The sequence below is a fragment of the Achromobacter spanius genome (assembly GCF_002812705.1).
GTDB lineage: Bacteria > Pseudomonadota > Gammaproteobacteria > Burkholderiales > Burkholderiaceae_B > Achromobacter > Achromobacter spanius.
On record NZ_CP025030.1, the window covers coordinates 1,348,167 to 1,367,744 of the forward strand.

Sequence of the window (19,578 nt, forward strand, 5' to 3'; positions counted from 1 at the left end):
TCTTGTTCCAGGGATTCTCGCGCTTCACCCATCCTACGTCCAGTCAGGGCATGTCGTTCAGGTGGCAGGCGCTGAATTGGCCGGGCGCGATTTCCCGCAGCAAGGGCCGTTCCGCCTTGCAGCGCGCCATGGCGTGGGGACAACGTGGGTGGAATGCGCAGCCAGTGGGCGGGTCCAGCGGGGACGGCAGTTCACCCTTGATCGGCTGATACGTGCGCCGACCGGGCGTCAACGTCGGCAACTCTTTCAACAGTGCCTGTGTATACGGATGGTTGGCGCGCTGGAAAACCGTGTCGGTCGGCGCAAGCTCCACCACGCGCCCCAGGTACATGATCGCCACGCGGTCCGATATGTGGCTGACCACGCTCAGGTTGTGGCTGATGAACAGATACGTCAGGTCCAGGTCGTCGCGCAACTGTTCAAACAGGTTCAGCACCTGCGCCTGAATCGACACATCCAAGGCGGCCACGGCTTCATCGCAGACGATCACGGACGGCTTGAGCGCCAGCGCCCGCGCGATACCGATGCGCTGGCGCTGCCCGCCTGAAAACTGATGCGGATAGCGTTGCACGAAAGATGGGTCCAGGCCCACTTGCCGCATCAGCCCCGCCACGTATTCCGCCTTGTCGCGCGCAGCGATAAGGCCGTGCGCCACGGGGGCCTCACCGATGATTTCGCGCACCCGCATACGTGGGTTGAGCGAGGCGTAGGGGTCCTGGAAGATCATCTGCACGCCCAGCTCGTAGGCGCGCCGCTCCGGCCCCGTCATCGTCCGCACGGCCTTGCCCTGGTAGTGCACATCGCCCGACGAGGGCGGCAGAATGCCCGACACGACGCGGCCCAGCGTGGATTTTCCACAGCCCGATTCACCCACGATGCCGATGACTTCGCCCGGCTGCACATCCAGGTCCACACCGGCCACGGCGTGCACCACCTGTGTCTTCAAGCCCGCCCCCAGCAAATTGGCAATGCGCCCGGCCAGGTCCACGGGCTGCACAAAGCGCAGTTCCACGTCGCGCAGGGACAGGATGGGGGTGGCGGCGTCGCGTTCTGCTGCGCTCATTTGGGGTCTGGGTCTCCGGCGTGCCAGCAGCGCACCCATTGCGCCGGGCGAACTTCCACAGGCTGCGGTTCGATCAGACAGGCGTCGGTCGCGCGCGGGCAGCGCCCACGGAACGCACAGCCTTGCGGCAGATTCAACAGCGAAGGCGTCATGCCAGGAATCGGCACCAGCGGCTTGCCGCGCGATTCCGGCGTGGGGATCGATGCAATCAACCCATGCGTGTAGGGATGCATGGGATGCGTGATCACGTCGTACGTGCTGCCGGTCTCAACCACACGGCCTGCATACATCACCGACACCCGGTCGGCCAAGCCAGCCACCACCGCCAGATCGTGCGTGATCCATATCAAGCCGGTACCGGTTTCGCGGCACAGCTTCTGCACTTCGAAAAGAATCTGCCCTTGAATCGTGACGTCGAGCGCCGTCGTGGGCTCGTCGGCAATGATCAGGCGCGGTGAATTCAAGAGCGCGATGGCGATTGCCACGCGCTGGCGCATGCCACCGGACAACTGGTGCGGATACGCCCGCAGGCGCTCCTGGGGCGACGGAATGCCCACCATCGTCAACGTCTGCAGGGCGCGCTGGCGCGCTTGTTCACGCGATACCTTATGGTGCGCCTGCACCGCCTCGATCATCTGCGTATCCACGCGCAGCACGGGGTTCAGCGTCATCATCGGGTCCTGGAAGATCATCGCGATCTCCTGGCCTCGCAGTTGACGCCAGCGGCTCGGCGTCGCGCCGCGCAGGTCTTCACCGTTCAAGCGCAGGTGCCCTTCAACGATGCGGCCTGGCTCGTCCAGCAAACCCATCAGCGAAAAGCCAGTAATGCTCTTGCCTGACCCTGATTCGCCCACCAGCCCCAGGATTTCGCCTTCGGCCAAGGTCAAGTCCACGCCATCCACCGCCTTCACCACGCCATTGCGCGTGAAGAAGTGCGTCTTCAATCCTTGCACCTCAAGAACATTCGGGCGCGCGGCTAATGGTGTTTCCACAGCGTTTGTCTGCATCGCGTCCGCCTCTAATTCGCGTGACGCGGGTTGAGCACATCGCGCAGGTGGTCGCCCACCAGGTTGATGGCGATGATGGCCAGCGCCAGCGCAATGCCGGGAAAGAACGAGATCCAGTACTGACCCGACAACAGGTATTCGAAGCCGTTGTAGATCAGCATGCCCAGCGACGGCTCGGTCACCGGCACCCCCACGCCCAGGAACGACAGCGTGGCTTCCAGGGCGATGGCGTGCGCCAGGTCGATGGTGGCGATCACGATAAGCGGCGGCATGCAGTTGGGCAGCACATGGCGAAACAACACGCGCCCCCAGGACAAGGACATACAACGCGCGGCCTCCACGTATTCCTTGCCACGCTCCACCAGCGCGGCGCCACGCGCGGCCCGGGCGAAATACGCCCACTGCACGACGATCAGCGCGATGATCACCTTATCCACACCCTTGCCCAAAATCGCCAAGAGCATCAGCGCCACCAGGATGGCGGGGAACGACAACTGGATATCCACAATCCGCATCAGCAGCGCGTCGATACGGCCACCAAAATAGGCCGCGATCAAGCCCACGGTGGCGCCGATGCCAAAGGCCGCCAGCACCGACACGGTAGCCACCATCAAACTGGTGCGCATGCCATAGAGAATGGCCGACAGCAGGTCGCGCGCCTGCCCGTCGGTGCCCAGCCAGTGGTGCATGGACCCATCGCCGCTTTCGCTGCCAGGCTTCAGCTTGGAATCCATGATATCCAGCGCCGCCAGGTCGTAGGGATTTTGCGGCGCAATCCAGGGCGCCAACAACGCAGCACCCACAATCACCACCAGCATCACCAGGCCCAAGGTAGCCAGCTTGCTGGCGAAGAAATCCTTCACGAAGCGGCGCCAGGGCGTCTCTTCCTTGCGCGCGGCGGCCGGTGCGACGGGAACATTGACGTTGGTGTTCATCGGCGGCTATCCAGACGTACGCGGGGGTCCAGCACCGTATAGATGATGTCCACCACCAGGTTCAACATGACCAGGAAAAACACGATCAAAAGCAGATACGCCACGACCACCGGACGATCAAGATTGATGATCGAGTCGATCAGCAGTTTGCCCATGCCCGGCCACGAAAACACGGTTTCAGTGACCACGGCGAACGCCATCACCTGGCCGAACTCCAGGCCCGCCACGGTCACGACCGGAATCAGGATGTTCTTCAACAGATGCACGCCCAGCACGCGCTTTTCCGACAAGCCCTTGGCACGCGCGAACTTGATGTAATCCATGGGCAGCGCTTCGCGCGTGGCCGCCCGCGTCACGCGGATGATCATCGCGCACTTGGCGATGGCGATCGTGGCGGCGGGCAAGGCCAGGCTCATCCAACCGCTGAGCGTCAGCACGCTCAACTCCAGCGAACCGATGCTGACCGTCTTGCCGCGCCCCCCCGCCGGCACCCAGCCCAGCATCACGGCGAACACCATGATCAGCATCAGGCCGACCCAGAAATTAGGCAGGGAAAAGCCCAGCACGGACCCCGTCATGATGGCGCGCGAGCCCGGCGCCTGCGGCTTCAAGCCCGCCAGGATGCCCAGCGGCACGCCGATCAGCACCGACATCAGCATGGCCACACAGGCCAGTTCGACGGTGGCCGGCATACGCTCCAGGATCAGGTGCATGGCCGGCTCGCCCGTCAGGAAGCTGTTGCCGAAATCACCTTGCACCGCCTGGCTCATGAAGATCAGGTACTGCCGCCACAGCGGCTGGTCCAAACCCAGCGACGCGCTGATGGCGGCGCGCTGCGCCTCGGTTGCTTCCGGGCTGGCCAGCATCGAAACCGGATCGCCCACCATGTAGATGCCAGCAAAAACCAACGCCGACATGACAAGCATGACGACGATGGTTTGCAGCAGTCTTCTTACGATTGTTGCCAGCACTGGAAACCGCCCGCGTTGCGCGTTACTTCTTCAAGGTTGCAAACTGCGCAAGCGTGACCTGGTCAGGACGGCCCTGGTAGCGGATGTCATTCTTCATTGCCCAGACCGACAACTCGAAGTGAATCGGCAGCATGGCGTAGTCGTCCATCGCCATGTTGCTGGCCTTGGACAGCAGCTCGGCACGCTTGGCGTCGTCCATGGTGGACGATGCTTCCTTCACCAATTCGTCCATCTTCGGATTGGAATATCGGCTACGGTTGGTGGTGCCCAGGCCGGCTTCCGGATTGCGCGTCACCAGCAGGGATGTCAGCGCGTTGGACATCTCGCCGCTAGTCACCGACCAGCCCGCCAGATAGGCCGAGAACGCATAGCTGTCGCGGTTCTTGAAGAACACCGGGGGCGCCATCGCGTCCACGCTGGTCTTCACGCCGATGCGCGTCCACATCGATGCGATCGCTTGCGCCACCTTCGAATCATTCACGTAGCGACCAGAAGGCGAGCCCAGCGTGATCGAGAACCCGTTGGGATAACCGGCTTCCTTCAACAAGGCCTTCGCCTTTTCCACATCGGCCTTCGGCGCTTTGGAATGTTCCTTGCTGGACCCGAACATGGGGTAGGGCAGCATGTTGCCCGCGGGCAAGGCCACACCGCCCATCACGCGCTCAACCAGCGCATCGCGATTGATGGCAAGCGACAGCGCTTCCCGCACGCGCTTGTCTTTCATCGGGTTCTTGTCGGTGCCCTGGATGCCAGGCGACGGCTCGGCGTGCTGGTCCAGCGCCACGTACACCACCCGCACCGACGGCGTCTCTTCCACGAAGAGCTTTTTATCGCTCTTCAGCTTGGGCAGGTCGTCGGTGGGGGGATCTTCGATCATGTCGACGTCACCGGCCAGCAGTGCGGCCACGCGCGCGGCGGCGTTGCTGATCGGGCGGTACACCACGCGGTCCCACTCAGGCTTTTTGCCCCAGTAGTTTTCATTGCGTGCCAATACGAATTCGGCGCCGCGTTTCCACGACACAAACTTGTAGGGGCCCGTGCCAATCAGGCCATCACCGCTGTTCAATTCAGTTGTCGTCTTCCCTTCCGGCGCTGGGCCGGAAGCGGCCTTTTTCGACAGGATGGGCAATTGCGCCAGGTTCACCAACAGATTCGGCGCGGCCTGCTTGGTGGTGATGCGCACGGTCATCGGGTCGACCGCTTCGGTCTTTTCGACCGACCCCAGATACAGCGTAAAGGGAGACGGGCTGTTGGGCACCTTGGGCACGCGGTCATACGTGAACACCACGTCTTCGGCGGTGAACGGCGTGCCATCCGAGAACTTCACGTTGGGGCGTAGCTTGAAGGTCCAGACCTTGCCATCCACCGTCCAGGATTCCGCCAGCGCGGCCTTCGGTTTCAACTGGGCGTCGGTAGCCACCAGCGTATCGAAAATGGTTTGGGAGATCTGCGTGTTCGGCGTCAGCGCGTGATATTGCGGATCCATCGACGAGGGCTCGGTCTTCAGAGCGATCACCAGATCGCGAGCCAGTGCGGAACTGAATGTGCCAAAGGCCAACATCACCGCGGCTGAGCCGCAGGCCAAGACACGCGAAAACCGAGATGCCATCGTGATCTCCCTGAGTTGTTTCGGGTTTTGAACCTCGGGGCCACATTAACCAGCAAACAAGGGGCTGCGCAACAGTTATATTCCCCTATTGTTCTCGCTTCCGTCCCCTTCAGATATGTCCGCTTACGCCCCCATTGCCGCCATTGCCACCGCCCCCGGAAGAGGTGGCATCGGCGTCGTGCGCGTTTCTGGTGCGGACTTGTCCGAATTGGTGCGCCGCCTGTTCCAGCGCGAACTTACGCCACGCCACGCGCACTATCTGCCGTTCAAATCCGTGGATGGCGAACTGCTGGATGAAGGCATCGCGATCTACTTCCGCACCCCCCATTCCTATACCGGTGAAGACGTGCTGGAACTGCAAGGCCACGGCGGTCCAGCCGTGTTGCGCCGTGTGCTGGAAAGCTGCCTGGCCGCCGGCCGCGACCTTGGCGTGCGCCTGGCCGAGCCCGGCGAATTCACCCGCCGCGCCTTTCTTAACGACCGCATGGATCTGGCGCAAGCCGAGGCCGTGGCGGACCTGATCGATGCGTCATCGGTAGCCGCCGCGCGCGGCGCCATGGCTTCGCTGTCCGGCGAATTCTCGGCGCGCGTGAATGACCTTTCCGACCGCATCATCCACCTGCGCATGCTGGTCGAGGCAACGCTGGATTTTCCCGAAGAAGAGATAGATTTTCTGGAAAAGTATCAGGCGCGGCCCACGCTTGATGCACTTATCGCTGACCTGTCGCGGCTGATCGCGCAAGCACGCCAAGGGGTCATCCTGCGCGAGGGTTTGCACGTGGTTCTGGCTGGCCAACCCAACGTGGGTAAATCCAGTCTGCTGAACGCCTTGGCGGGCGACGACATCGCCATCGTCACCCCGATTGCGGGCACCACGCGCGACAAAGTGGTGCAAGAAATCCATATAGACGGCGTGCCATTGCACATTGTGGACACCGCCGGCCTGCGTGAAACGGAAGACACTGTAGAGAGCATCGGCATCGCCCGCACCTGGCAGGAAATCGAGCGCGCTGATGTTATTTTGCATCTGCAAGACGCCACCCAACCCGGCGACGAGCTGGACGCCCAGATCACCGCGCGTCTACCGCCGCGCACGCCGGTGCTGAAGGTTTTCAACAAGGTGGACCTGTTATCCACAGGTTTCGTGGCGGGCGCCGGCGAATTGGGTATCTCCGCCAAGCGCGGCGCGGGCCTGGATGCGCTGCGCGCCGAACTCCTGAACATCGCCGGCTGGAACCCCGGCGCCGAATCCCCCTGGCTGGCGCGCGAACGCCATTTGCACGCCTTGCAGCAAGCGGCCGAGCATCTGGAACTGGCGGGCGAACACGCAGGTCAGGACGACCGGGTACTGGATCTGTTTGCCGAAGAGCTACGGCTGGCGCACGACAGCCTGACGAGCATCACCGGCAAGTTCACCAGCGATGATTTGCTGGGCGAGATTTTTTCCAGTTTCTGTATTGGGAAGTAGTTTTCCCTTCTACGACTGAACGTTATTGGCGAGTAGCCCCATGCCCTTCGTGATCCGGCTTGCCACCCCAAACGACATCCCCGTCATTGAACGAATCGTCGCGGACGCCTACACCCCCTACGTCGCGCGCATCGGAACCGTGCCGGGTCCGATGCGTGACGACTACGCGAAGCGTGTCGCCGAAGGGGTGGTCCACGTGCTGGAAGAGGCCGACGTCATCCAGGCGGTGCTGGTCTTGATTCCCGAACCTGATTGCCTGCTGTTGGACAACATTGCGGTGTCTCCGGCAGCGCAAGGAAAAGGGGTTGGCCGCGTCCTCATGCGCTTCGCGGAAACCAGCGCGCGCGAAGCGGGGCTAGCAAATATCCGTCTTTATACGCAGGAAAAAATGACGGAAAACATCGCGATCTACCTTCGCTATGGCTATGTTGAAACGCATCGAGCTGAAGAGCTTGGGTTGCGTCGGGTATTCATGCGCAAGAGCCTGCTTTCAACGTAGCGAACGACAAAAATGAGCATTTACTCGCTTTTATCTGGCGATGTTTTTGCGACTTTTTTTTGCACGAGGCGGTTGTTGGCCAGCGACTTCGCATACACCGATTCAGGCCGTATCCAGTGCGCAATCACGTAGCCGGTGATGCAAGCTAGCATCAACGGAAGCATGACTTCATAACTCAAGGTCATTTCAAAAATCATCAAGATCGACATGAGCGGCGCATGCGTCGTGGCGGCCAGTAGCGCGCCCATGCCTACGACGGCGTAGCTGGAAACCGTCGACAAACCACCTGCCGGAATCAAGGCTTGCAAGCCGGTTCCATACAAGGCTCCCAGCGCCGCCCCCACGAATAAAGTTGGCGTGAAAACGCCGCCCACGGCGCCCGACCCCGCGCTGGCGGCGGTAGCCAGGATCTTCATCAGCAAGATGGCCGCCACCGCCTGCCATGCCCACTGCGTATGCAGCATGCTGTTGACCACGCTGTAGCCGTTGCCCCATACCTCGGGGTTGATGACCGAGAGCGCGCCCACAATCAAACCGCCCAGCGCCATGCGCACCCATAGCGGAAACGGCAGCCGGGAAAAGGTGGCGCGTGCCGTGTCCAGCAAGCGCAGGAATTGCGGCGCGACCAAACCTGCCATCACACCCAAGCCCAGGTAATTGATCACCTCCCAGCCGGATACGAATTCAAAGTGCGGCATGTGGAACACGGCGTCGTAGTGCAGGATCTGGCGCGTCACGATATTGGCTACCACCGACGACACCACCAGCGGCACCAGGGTGGCGGACGAAATCACGCCGAAGACAATTTCAGAGATGAACAACGCGCCCGCAATCGGTGCGTTGTAGGCGGACGTGATGCCCGCAGTCGCCCCACAAGCGACCAATAGCCGCAAATGGCGGGGCGGCAACAGCAGAAATCGCCCGGTCAGCGACGAAAACATGGCCGCCAACTGCACCATCGGGCCTTCACGGCCGATGGAAGCCCCCGATCCGATGGAAAAAATGGACGACAGGCTGCGCGCGAGTGTCTGGCGCAATCCGATGACGCCGCGGCCGATGGAAATGGCTTCCATGTAGTCGGCGGCGCCACGTTTTGGAAGCCATCGGGCAGCCATCTGCAAGATGACGCCGGCAATCGCGCCGCCAAGGGCTGGTGTCAAAAACCGTTGCCATGGGTCCAAGCCCCGAGCCAGCGACACCATGCCATGCGGCGCATCTTCGCCGCCCAGCACCATCTGCGCCCATCCCAATAGCTCACGAAACACCACCGTCGCGAGTGCGCCGAACAACCCCATCAACGCCGCCGCGAACAAGGTGGCGGGCAAATTGTCGGCAATAAAGCGGTCTCGCAGACCGTTCAGCCAACGCCATTTCCTGTTTTTTATCTCGATAGCCATGGCCGAATTCTACGGCTGAAACTGCTCACTTTTTGTTCAGTTAGCCGTCAAGAACGCGACAAGGTACCCCCTCGAATCGCCGCTTCAGCGAACGCACCTGGAGGCGTTTTTGGGGTCCTGCAAGGCCTAAAAACCCGGTAGGCAAGGGCCGGTTTTTCGGGGTAAAAGTGCCGCTTTCCCACCCCGTTTGCAGAAACCAGCCTGTGGATAACTCCTAAGTAGCCAGGTTGTGCACATTGTGTGGAGGCAAGTTGAACAAGCTGGGGTTTTGAGGGGTGTCCGAAATGTTGTCCAACTTCAACTTTTTTCCCACACAGAGTTCTTGCACAGGCAAAAACGGCTGCAAGCTAATGAAAAGATTCAGGTTTTCAAGGTTAAGGTAGTTATCCACAGGCCTTATTAATCATTAGTCTTTATATAAAGAGAAATAAAGGAAAAGCCAAACATGCTTTCCCATTCCGCCCAGCCACTCCCCCCCGGACTCCGTCCATGCGCATCCTCCTGATAGAAGACGAAGCTGAACTTGCCCGTTGGCTTTCCCGAAGCCTGGCCAGGCACGCTGGCTTTGTCGTTGAGTGGGCTGACGACGGATTGGTCGCCGAAAGAAGGTTGGCAATCGAAGAATTCGACGCAGTCATCCTGGATCTGGGACTTCCCGGCATGGATGGCCATGCCTTGCTGGCAAAAATTCGCGCGCGAGACGACCGAACGCCGGTGTTGGTCTTGACCGCGCGCGATTCATTGGCCGAAAAAATCGGCACGCTGCACCTCGGTGCAGACGATTTCCTGCCGAAACCGTTTGTTGTGGAAGAGTTGGAAGCGCGTTTGATCGCACTGATTCGGCGCAGCCGTGGTCGCGAACATCCGCGTTTGGCTCTGGGAAACCTGGTTTTTGAGACGTCCGCTCAGAAATTCACGGTCTCTGGACAGACTTTGCACTTATCCCCACGTGAACACGCGGTACTACGGGTGCTGATCCAAAAAAGTGGCGAACCCATCAACAAGCAGCAGATCCTTGACCGCATCGTGTCGGACGATGCGGACATCAACCTGGAAGCCATCGAGGTGCTGGTGCACCGCTTGCGCAAAAAATTGGCGGATACCGGTGTGCAGATCGTGACCATGCGTGGCATGGGGTACTGCCTGGAGAACCTTGTTGACAACTAGAAGTTCGAAAAAAACCGGTTTTTTCGCGTCAAAAAAACGCAACCGCACGCTCAAGACACAGTTGCTCTGGTGGCTGATTCCCACGCTGGTCTTTGTGATGATGGGCGCGTTGTGGCTGTCGAACCATCAACTGCGCAACCAGGTCGATGTTGCGTACGACCGTTCGCTTTCTGGAGCACTGCGCGCGATCGACCACAACATATCCACAGCCAGCGGTGGATTAGCCATGGAACAGCCCTACCTGATGCTGGAATTTTTTGAGCTGACGGCCAATGGCAACGTGTTCTACCGGGTGGCAACCGAGGACGGGCTGGCCGAAATAGGGCATCCAGACCTGCCGATGCCCGATCAAGCACTGAAATCCGGCGAACCGCGTTTTTTTTACGCGACCTACCAAGGGATGCCGGTGCGGGTTGCGGCGCTGGCGCGCCCCATGGATCCGCCCCTGTACGCGAATAAAGGGGGACGGGTAATTGTGCAGGTCGCGGAGGGGCTGGAAGGCCGTCAGGCGTTCCTTCACCAGGTGCTGCTGCGGTCGGTGGAACGTGACCTGGCGGTGATCCTCATCAGCGTTCTGGTGATCATCCTGGGGGTTTTCATGGCGCTGCGGCCGCTTGTCCGGCTCAGGCAAGAGGTGGAAGGGCGCTCTGGAGACGATTTAAGCCCCGTCAGCGACTCGGAGATGCCAGGTGAGGTCCTGCCCTTGGTTGCGGCTGTAAACCTCCACATGGCCCGTTTTGCGGCCCAGGGGAGGGTGCAGAGCCAGTTCCTGGACGACGCCTCCCACCAATTGCGCACCCCGCTGTCGGTTTTACGGACCCAGACCGCCTATGCCTTGCGCGAAACAGACCCCCAGGAGGTCCGTACAGCCCTTCTGGCGATGCAGGAGGGTCTGGACAGGGCCGTACGCACCACCAACCAAATGCTCGCCCTGGCGCGCGCTAAGGACGCTTCCCTGGCCGAAAGCGGTTTCACGGTGGAATCCGTCGACTTGGTGGAGCTGGCCGACACCGTCATCCGCACCCTGCTGCCCGCCGCGCGTGCCCGGCAATTGGACATCGGCCTGGAGGCCGTGCAACGCCCGGTTCCGGTCAACGGCACGGAGTGGTTGCTGCGCGAAGCGGTCACTAACCTGGTCGACAATGCGATCCGTTACGCGTCGCCGGCCGGAGAGGTCACCGTGACCGTACAGGCGAAAGAGCGCGAGGCAAGGCTGGTGGTGGAGGATGACGGCCCCGGCATGTCGGCCGAGGACATCGCCCGCGCCTGCGTCCGCTTTCGCCGGGGTGCGGCGGGCAAGAACACATCGGGGGCAGGCCTGGGCCTGGCTATTGTGGGCACCATTGCCGAAATTCTTGGCGCCCGGCTGGTGCTGGAGAACCGCGCCCCGTTAGCCGGATTGCGCACGATCTTGGTGTTTTCCCTGGTACCCAAGGCGAATGTTGCGCCGCGTCATGAAAACGGGCCAATTTGAAAGGATTTGGAAAGCTTCGATTTTGTACGGTAGGGTCCGCTGGGCTCGTGCAGGCGTGACATCGCTGGCGCGGTGCAACCAGCCATACCTAGACCTATAAATATCGGAGACGCAAGAATGCAGACCAGCCTGAAGCTGCGCCTGGCCGCCTTGGCGGCGCTTGGCGCGATGACCTTGTCCCTGGGCGTGGCCCAGGCCGCCGACGAGCCTCGCCGCCCCGAATGCATTGCGCCGGCCCAGCCCGGCGGCGGTTTCGACCTGACCTGCCGCTTGGCCACCGAAGGCTTGAAGCAAAGCGGCGCGCTCAAGAGCACGATGCGCATCGTCTACATGCCGGGCGGCATCGGCGCCGTAGCCTACAACAACATCGTGGCGCAGCACCCCAACGAACCCGGCACCATCGTCGCCTTCTCCGGCGGATCCTTGCTGAACCTTGCCCAGGGCAAATTCGGCAAGTACAACGTCAACGACGTGCGCTGGCTGGCCGGCATCGGCACCGACTACGGCGTGGCCGTGGTCCGCAACGACTCGCCCTATACCGACTTGAAAAGCCTGATGGACGCCTTCAAGCAGGATCCCACCAAGATCGTGCTGGGCGCGGGGGGCACGGTGGGCAGCCAGGATTGGATGAAGGCCGCCCTGACCGCGAAGGCGGCCGGCGTGGACTTCAAGAAAATGCGTTTCGTCGCCTTCGAAGGCGGTGGCGAAGCCGTCACCGCGCTGCGCGGCGGTCATATTCAGGCCTACATGGGCGATGCGGCCGAAGCATTCACGATGCTGGAAGGCGGCGCGCCCATCCGCGTGCTGGCCGTCTTCAACGACCAGCGCCTGCCGGGCAAGCTGAATACGGTTCCGACGGCCAAAGAGCAGGGCTACGACATTGTCTGGCCCATCATCCGCGGCTTCTACGTGGGTCCGAAGGTGTCCGACAAGGACTACCAATTCTGGGTCGATGCGTTCAACAAGACCGCGGCATCGCCCGAGTTCGAAAAGTTGCGCCAGCAACAGGGCCTGTTTCCGTTCAACAAGACGGGTGCTGAACTGGATGCCTACGTCAAGGAACGGGTCAAGGTCTACGCCGAGCTCGCGGATTCATTCGGCCTCATCAAAAAGTAAGTCCAAGAAGCAAGCCGCGCCGCAAGGCGTCCCTTTCCATCGCGCGCTGCAAGGGTTCCTGCGCCGCCGGCCTGGCCGGTGGCGACGGGGGCGGCTGCGCCCGCGCGTTCCCACACTACGGAAAAGTGGATCATGAATGATCGAATCCTCGGCATCGGCGCGCTGGCGCTAGCTGCCTTCATGACAGCGGCCGGATGGGGCATCGCCGCTCCGTTCGCCTATGAACCCGTCGGCCCGCGCGCGTTCCCCTTGCTGGTGGCCGCCATCATCGGTCTGTGCGGATTGTGGCTGGTCTACAAAGGCGGCCACACCGTCGAGGGCAATCCGCCTGGGGCCAATGGACGCATCGCGTTGATGATGGCGTTCACGGTCGCCTATGCCTTCTTGTTCCAATGGTTGGGCTTCATCATCGCCACCAGCCTGATGACCGTTTTTGTTGGCCGCTTGTTTGGCGGCGGCTGGGTCAAATGCGCCATAGGCGGCGTCGTCATGAGCGTCCTGTTTTTCTTGCTGTTCGACAAAGTGCTGGACGTTGTCTTGCCCGGCGGCCTGCTGGAGACCTTGCTATGAGCGGCATTCTTGATCACCTTTCCATCGGCTTCGGGGTCGCGCTTTCACTCACGAATATTCTGGTGGCCATGATCGGTTCGTTCATAGGCACCATGGTGGGCGTGCTGCCGGGCCTGGGGCCCGTCAACGGCGTGGCGATGCTGATACCTATCGCCTTCGCCATGAACCTGCCGCCGGAGACCGCGTTGATCTTGCTGGCGGCCGTGTATGTGGGCGCGGAGTACGGCGGCCGGATCACGGCGATTCTGTTGAACGTGCCGGGCGAGGCCAGCGCCATCATGACCACGCTGGACGGCTACCCCCTGGCGCGCCAGGGGATGGCCAACGTTGCGTTGTCGCTGTCGGCGTGGTCGGCATTTTTCGGCGCCATCGTGTCGGTCGTGGGCATCATCTTGCTGGCGCCGTTGTTGGCGAAATGGGCCTTGGCCTTCGGTCCCGCCGAGTACTTCGTACTGATGATTTTTGCGTTCTGCTGCTTGACCAGCCTGCTGGGAAAGCAACCCGTCAAGGGTGTGCTGGCCGCGATGATCGGCCTGTCGATTTCGGTGGTGGGCGTGGACGCGAACTCGGGTGTATACCGCTACACCTTTGAATCCGTGCACCTGGCGGACGGCATTGATTTCGTGGTGGTGGTGATTGCGCTGTTCGCGGTCAGCGAAATGCTGGAGATGCTGGAAAAGGTCGCGCGTGGACACAGCGTTGAGGTCAAACCCAGCGGCCGTAAGCTGTTCAACCTGAAAGAGTTGGCCTTCACGTGGTGGAGCGTGGTGCGCAGCGCCTTGGTGGGCTTTGGCGTGGGCGTGCTGCCGGGGGCGGGCGCGAGCGTGGCCGCGGCCGTTGCGTATTCACAGGAAAAACGGATCATCGAAGCCAAGGATCCGGACGCCAAGTTCGGCAAGGGTGACATGCGGGGCCTGGTGGCGCCGGAAGCCGCCGCCACCGCGTCCGCCATTGGATCGTTTGTGCCGATGTTGACGCTAGGCGTGCCGGGATCCGGTACGACGGCCGTCATGATGGGTGCGCTGACGCTCTACAACATCACGCCGGGACCGGTCCTGTTCGACACCAAGCCCGAGTTGGTATGGGGCTTGATCGCATCGCTGTTCGTGGCCAACGTGTTGTTGTTCGTCATGAACGTGCCGCTGGTGCGCTTGTTCTCGAAAGTGCTGTCGGTGCCGGGCTGGCTGATGGTTCCGGGCATTCTTTGCATCAGCTATATCGGCGTGTATGCGATCAATTCGGGCACGTTTGATCTCTTGCTGGTGGCCGGCATTGGCGCGTTGGGATACTTCCTGCGCAAGTTCGGCGTGCCGATGGCGCCCTTGGTTCTGGGCGTGGTGCTGGGCAACATGATGGAGCAAAACCTGCGTCGTGCCCTGTCGATAACGGATGGCGATATTGTCGTGCTCTTTTCCAGCCCCGTTTCCTTGTCGCTGTGGGCGGCGGCACTGGCTGTGGTGATTGTGCCGCAAGTGCTGCGCCGGATTCGCCGGGCCAGGAAAGTGGCGGTTGATGCCGCGTAAATAAAGGCGGCGCGGCATGTAAAGCAAAGGGGCGCTTGGAAGCGCCCCTTTGCTTGTGTTTTTATAAATACGAGTAATTACTCGTGTTGAATGGAAAGATCAAACGTGCGCCAGTCTTTCCAGCGCGGCGTCCAGCGTTGCATCTTTCTTTGCAAAGCAGAAGCGCACGATGCGGTGGTTGGATTCGGCAGCGTCGGGTTGGCGATAGAAGGCCGAAACCGGGATCACCGTCACGCCGTGGTTCACCGTCAAGTCGCGCGCAAAGTCGGCTTCATTCTGCTTGGAGATCTGGCTGTAATCCGCCAGCAGGAAGAACGTGCCCGGACTTGGTAGCGGGCGGAATCGCGTGTTGGCCAGGCCTTGGGACAGGCGGTCACGCTTGGCCTGGTAGAACGCCGGCAGATCCAGGTAGGGCTTGGGATCGCGCATGAATTCGGCCAAGGCGAATTGCATCGGCGAGGGCACCGTGAACACCATGAACTGGTGCACCTTGCGCAGCTCGGCGCTAAGTTGCCGCGGCGCGCAGCAGTAGCCGATCTTCCAGCCGGTGGTGTGGTAAGTCTTGCCGAACGACGAGATCACGAACGCGTGTTCGGCCAGCAACGGACGGCGCGCCACGCTGGCATGCGGTTTGCCATCGAACACGATGTGCTCATAGACCTCGTCCGACACCAGCAGCACACCGGTATCGCGCACGATGGCTTCCAGTGCGTCCAGGTCGCTGTCGTCAAGCACCGCGCCCGTGGGGTTATGCGGGAAGTTCAACATCAGCAGGCGCGTCTTGGACGTGATGGCGTCACGTACGCGCTGCCAGTCGATGCGGTGGTAGGGATCGGCTTCGGTGGGGGCGCGCAGCGGCACCGGCACGGCTGTGCCGCCCGCCAGCCGGATCGCGGGCAGGTAGGAGTCGTAGCAGGGTTCGATGACGACGACTTCGTCGCCGCTGTTGACGGCGGCCAGCACCGTGGCCATCAGGGCCTCGGTGGCGCCGCTGGTTACCGTGATCTCGGTTTCCGGGTCATAGGCGTGGCCATAGAGTTCGCGCGTCTTGGCCGCGATGGCTTCGCGCAACGGCGCGACGCCAGGCATGTACGGATACTGGTTATGGCCATTGGCCATGGCCTGGGTCACCAACGCACACAGCGCGGGGTCGGGATCGAAGTCAGGAAAGCCCTGGCCCAGGTTGATGGCCTTGTGTTCGATGGCCAAGCGGCTCATGACGGTGAAGATGGTGGTGCCAACGTCGGGAAGTTTGGATCGGATCATGGTGAACGCGAAGGAGTGCGCAATGGGCGGAGAAAGTTCTCGTAAGTATCCCACTAACTCATAATTCGGTTTTCGCGATCGCGATGCAGGTGGATGGAATGGTGGGTCAGAATGTGTTGTTGAGGGTGTTTGGGGGATTGGCGCTTGCGCTGGCTGGCGCGCTGTTGGCGCTGTGGATGCATATGCCTTTGCCATGGATGCTGGGCGCGTTGTTCGTCACTGCCGCCACGCGGATCGCGGGTGTGGGCACGGTCTGCCCGCGGCCGGCGCGCAACGGGGGGCAATGGGTGATTGGCACGTCGCTGGGTTTGTACTTCACGCCGCAAGTCATCGGCCACATCGGCAGCAATGCCGGCCCCATCGTCGTCGGCATGTTGTTTGCGTTGGGGCTCGCGTTCATGGGGACGGCGATGCTACGCCGCTACACCGATGCGGATCTCAAGACAGCCTGGTTTTCCTCGGCCATCGGCGGGGCAAGTGAAATGGCCAGCCTGGCGGAGCGCCATGGGGCGCGTATCGACCGCGTGGCAACGGCGCACAGTGTGCGGGTGCTGTTGGTCGTGGTGACGGTGCCATTCATATTCCAGTGGTGGGGCGTGGCCGGGCTCGACCCGACGGTGCCGGGCCCGACGGTTGTCGACGGCGTCGGCCTGGCCGCGCTGGTGGTGCTGACGTGTATGGGCGGCATGGCATTCATGAAGCTGCGCTTGCCGAACCCTTGGGTGTTGGGGCCGATGTTGGTGGCGATGCTGTTGACGTCGTGGAGCATTGAACTGTCCGCGTTGCCGGACTACGTGCCCAAGGCGGGGCAACTGCTTATTGGTTGGTCCTTGGGCGACCGTTACCGTCCTGACTTTTTCCGAGCGGCGCCGCGCTTCATCGCGGTCGTGGCGACGTTCACCCTGGCCGCCTTGGGCCTGGCATTTGGCCTGGGGGCGTTGCTGTCTTACTGGTCGGTGGCGCCCGTGCCTACGCTGATCCTGGGCACTACCCCGGGCGGCATCGCCGAGATGGCCATCACGGCCAAGGTGCTTCAACTGGGTGTGCCGGTTGTGACTGCTTTTCACGTCACGCGCATGGTGTTCGTGGTGATCGTGACAGGGCCGATTTATGCGCTTCTGGCGCGCCGGCAGGGCTAATTCCGCAGGGCGGTACTTCGGGCAAGTCTGAAAAATGCGACATTGGGGTAAACAACAATATGAGGTGCCAATGCCGGATGAGTATGCTGATTCCGCAGTTGATTCAAGCAGCGCGCGGACTCGTTCTGTTGCTTGGCGACGAGCGGGAACATAGCAGCAACCCAGGGTTTCCCACCGGTTGTTCAGTTCTCACGGCGTCCTTGATTCATTGCATTTCGAGTTAATTACAGGACGCTAGAAAAAATGGCTCAGAAGGGCAAAGTTAAGTGGTTCAACGCCGACAAGGGTTATGGCTTCATTACCCCCGATGTTGGCGGAACCGAAGTTTTCGCACACTTTTCCGCCATCCAGGGCCGCGGCTATCGCAGCCTGAACGAAGGGCAGGAAGTCGAATTCGAAGTTAAGGATGGTCCGAAAGGACCTCAAGCGGCCGAGATTCGCCCGCTTTAAATCGGGAAATCCCCTTTTCCCGTCCGCCAGGTTCAACCTGGCTACAACGCCCCAAGATCTTCGGATCTGGGGCGTTGTTTCATTTTGGGAGCCGGTTGCGGGCCACTGCCCGAAGGTTTGCCCGGCTCTTCCAATGCGCTGTTGTTAGTGTTCACTAACATATCCTCCAGCCTTGGATAACTCTGTGGATAATTATTTTTGAGCATCAGGAAATATGTGCTCATTAATGAAGCAGCGGCATTGGCTTCGACAGGGTTTTGCACAGTTTGATGGGTTTCAGTATTGACATTGCGGCGAGCGGCTTTTCGTAGACGTGCGCGCTATCTGTACTCGCGTGCGTATTGTGAAACCTGATGTTTTCCCCATGAAAACGGGGGTTTGAGGCGATATTCCCGTTGGGCAATGCTGACTGGTGTCCCGGCGTTTAGCGCGTTTTACTTTGCGTTTTATACCGGTTACTGAGCTTCTCTTCGTGGTTGTTCACAAAGATATCCCCATCCCGGTTATGCACAGAATTTGCGGCTAAACGCCCAAAAACGCTGGTCTTGGCCTGTGGATAGAAATGGGGATAGGGTAGGCCGGGCGTGGCTTTATCTTGGGTTTTTGATGTGGAGGCAGGAACGCGAGAGGAGGTTTCGTACGTGTTGCAGCGCTGCATTCCTGGCGGCCCAAGCATCTCAGCTTGCCCCGGAATTTTTCGCCCCACACTTTGTCCACAGGCTTCACATGAAGCCACGTCCTCCTCCGTATGGATGATGGCGGGCTGGCTTTCGGCGGGGCAAGATAGTTGTGATGTCAAAGATCACGGCCGGATCTGCGGGAAGTACGCGAGATAAAAATGCGTGGCGCCGTACAACGTTGTGGATAAATGCCTGGCCGAATTTGCGGGTCCGAATTTCGTCGCAATTTGACTGTCCCGAGGCTGCGGAGTTCCCGGTGTTGATAGGCAATTCTATTCTGGCATCCGTGTCATTTCGCGGTGCTTAAGCGCGGTGGTTTTCGAATCTTATCCACAAAGTTTTCCACGTGAAAAATGGCGCCGGATGAATGACCGAGTCGTTGCGATAGCCGGTCCGGGATTGGGCACGCTAGTACGCCGGAGAATGTGTTTTCTCCTATGAGAAGCACTGGACACTTGCTCCGCTGGTTGGTCCCTAGGCTATGACGTAACGCGCTGCCAATCTCGTTTTTCTGGCCCCCATTCGCTTCAGCATTTTGGAAGTTATCCCCAAAGTTAGTCAGCGAAGTTTGCGACACCATGGACTGGCGTCCGACTCCTATTCCTTGTTGATAACTACGCCGTGCGAGGATGTCGAAGCTCTCGAGATTTCACGCATGAGATATCCACTGCCTGATGTGAATAAGTAGTGTCCGCATTCGAAACTTGGATCGGGGCAGGCTGTGGTCGTCGAGACTTCGGATAATTTTCTGGTGCTTAGATGGGTTCCACATCAGAAGCGAAAAAGCACTTCTACCAGTCGAATTTGACGGTGCACCCTACGGCGTTCTCTCACCGTGTTTCACGTGAAACCTAAATAGTGGGTTTGTTTTGGGTAAGGGGTAGGGTAGGGCCAGAAAAATGATTTTTTTTGGTCGAGACTTGCTCAGTACACCGCATCGTTCCCGATCGCGAAGCTCGCTCAACATTGAATGGGGACAGATATTCCATGGTAGCTCGCACGCAGCGACCCATTACGCTCGGGTGTTTCACGTGGAACATAACTGTTTGGCCTGAACACTGCAATTCGGGGCGTTTGTGAGATGGAGGGGAAATTATGCGGGGCTTCAGTCAGCGAAGATGTTCCACGTGAAACATGGAACTTGCATGCCCGCAGGCGCCGACTCCCGGGGTTACCCGTCAAAGTTATGTTCCACGTGAAACATTGAACTGGCATACCCACGGAGCACTGATTCTCGTGGTCAG

Annotated in this window: 16 protein-coding genes; 9 read left to right on the plus strand and 7 right to left on the minus strand. The window is 60.5% G+C overall.

Annotated features, from left to right (window positions below; genetic code table 11):
- Positions 1-43: 43 nt before the first annotated feature.
- The 5 genes from CVS48_RS06070 to CVS48_RS06090 are packed head-to-tail and all read right to left on the minus strand — an operon-like array spanning position 44 to position 5,585.
- A complete protein-coding gene (locus CVS48_RS06070) occupies positions 44-1,063 on the minus strand; it encodes an ABC transporter ATP-binding protein (protein WP_100853691.1) in 1,020 nt (339 codons plus the stop codon).
- A complete protein-coding gene (locus tag CVS48_RS06075; protein ID WP_100853692.1) occupies positions 1,060-2,070 on the minus strand; it encodes an ABC transporter ATP-binding protein in 1,011 nt (336 codons plus the stop codon). The genes CVS48_RS06070 and CVS48_RS06075 overlap by 4 nt, the downstream gene beginning before the upstream one ends.
- An 11-nt stretch (positions 2,071-2,081) precedes the next feature.
- On the minus strand, positions 2,082-3,005 hold the full coding sequence (locus CVS48_RS06080; protein WP_100853693.1) for an ABC transporter permease: 924 nt from the start codon (positions 3,003-3,005) through the stop codon (positions 2,082-2,084).
- The gene (locus tag CVS48_RS06085; RefSeq protein ID WP_100853694.1) at positions 3,002-3,976 is read right to left on the minus strand and encodes an ABC transporter permease; all 975 of its coding nucleotides are present in this window, start codon (positions 3,974-3,976) and stop codon (positions 3,002-3,004) included. Before CVS48_RS06085 ends, CVS48_RS06080 begins: the two co-directional genes overlap by 4 nt.
- 22 nt (positions 3,977-3,998) lie before the next feature.
- Positions 3,999-5,585 (minus strand): ABC transporter substrate-binding protein, encoded by a 1,587-nt coding sequence (locus CVS48_RS06090; protein ID WP_100853695.1) that lies wholly within the window; start codon positions 5,583-5,585, stop codon positions 3,999-4,001.
- Positions 5,586-5,700: 115 nt separating this feature from the next.
- On the opposite strand from CVS48_RS06090, the gene mnmE reads away from it, so the two are divergent.
- Together mnmE and CVS48_RS06100 are read left to right on the plus strand one after the other, a co-directional pair.
- Positions 5,701-7,053, plus strand: coding sequence for a tRNA uridine-5-carboxymethylaminomethyl(34) synthesis GTPase MnmE (gene mnmE / locus CVS48_RS06095; RefSeq protein WP_100853696.1), 1,353 nt, complete (start codon positions 5,701-5,703; stop codon positions 7,051-7,053).
- A gap of 40 nt (positions 7,054-7,093) precedes the next feature.
- Entirely contained in the window at positions 7,094-7,552 is a 459-nt protein-coding gene (locus CVS48_RS06100; protein ID WP_100853697.1) for a GNAT family N-acetyltransferase, read from the plus strand.
- A 20-nt stretch (positions 7,553-7,572) separates the two neighbouring features.
- On the opposite strand, the gene CVS48_RS06105 is transcribed toward CVS48_RS06100, so the two are convergent.
- On the minus strand, positions 7,573-8,949 hold the full coding sequence (locus tag CVS48_RS06105) for a ClcB-like voltage-gated chloride channel protein (protein ID WP_100853698.1): 1,377 nt from the start codon (positions 8,947-8,949) through the stop codon (positions 7,573-7,575).
- 489 nt (positions 8,950-9,438) lie between these two features.
- Here CVS48_RS06105 and CVS48_RS06110 point away from each other — a divergent pair, with 489 nt between their 5' ends.
- The 5 genes from CVS48_RS06110 (at position 9,439) to CVS48_RS06130 (ending at position 14,799) form a co-directional block, all read left to right on the plus strand.
- Positions 9,439-10,116 carry a response regulator gene (locus CVS48_RS06110; protein WP_100853699.1) on the plus strand — a complete coding sequence of 226 codons (678 nt, stop codon included), beginning with the start codon at positions 9,439-9,441 and terminating at the stop codon, positions 10,114-10,116.
- Positions 10,106-11,590, plus strand: a complete 1,485-nt coding sequence (locus CVS48_RS06115) for a sensor histidine kinase (protein ID WP_419191453.1) — start codon at positions 10,106-10,108, stop codon at positions 11,588-11,590. Before CVS48_RS06110 ends, CVS48_RS06115 begins: the two co-directional genes overlap by 11 nt.
- Positions 11,591-11,707: 117 nt before the next feature.
- Positions 11,708-12,706 (plus strand): Bug family tripartite tricarboxylate transporter substrate binding protein, encoded by a 999-nt coding sequence (locus tag CVS48_RS06120; protein WP_100853700.1) that lies wholly within the window; start codon positions 11,708-11,710, stop codon positions 12,704-12,706.
- A gap of 132 nt (positions 12,707-12,838) precedes the next feature.
- Positions 12,839-13,276: a tripartite tricarboxylate transporter TctB family protein gene (locus CVS48_RS06125; protein ID WP_100853701.1), complete on the plus strand. Its 438-nt coding sequence runs from the start codon at positions 12,839-12,841 to the stop codon at positions 13,274-13,276.
- Positions 13,273-14,799 carry a tripartite tricarboxylate transporter permease gene (locus CVS48_RS06130; protein WP_100853702.1) on the plus strand — a complete coding sequence of 509 codons (1,527 nt, stop codon included), beginning with the start codon at positions 13,273-13,275 and terminating at the stop codon, positions 14,797-14,799. The genes CVS48_RS06125 and CVS48_RS06130 overlap by 4 nt, the downstream gene beginning before the upstream one ends.
- Before the next feature lie 99 nt (positions 14,800-14,898).
- Here the strand turns inward: CVS48_RS06130 and CVS48_RS06135 are convergent, their stop codons facing one another.
- Entirely contained in the window at positions 14,899-16,065 is a 1,167-nt protein-coding gene (locus tag CVS48_RS06135) for a pyridoxal phosphate-dependent aminotransferase (protein WP_100853703.1), read from the minus strand.
- A 98-nt stretch (positions 16,066-16,163) separates the two neighbouring features.
- Here CVS48_RS06135 and CVS48_RS06140 point away from each other — a divergent pair, with 98 nt between their 5' ends.
- Together CVS48_RS06140 and CVS48_RS06145 are read left to right on the plus strand one after the other, a co-directional pair.
- Positions 16,164-17,204: an AbrB family transcriptional regulator gene (locus tag CVS48_RS06140; RefSeq protein ID WP_242001354.1), complete on the plus strand. Its 1,041-nt coding sequence runs from the start codon at positions 16,164-16,166 to the stop codon at positions 17,202-17,204.
- A 243-nt stretch (positions 17,205-17,447) separates the two neighbouring features.
- Positions 17,448-17,654: a cold-shock protein gene (locus CVS48_RS06145; RefSeq protein ID WP_046806066.1), complete on the plus strand. Its 207-nt coding sequence runs from the start codon at positions 17,448-17,450 to the stop codon at positions 17,652-17,654.
- Positions 17,655-19,578: the final 1,924 nt, after the last annotated feature.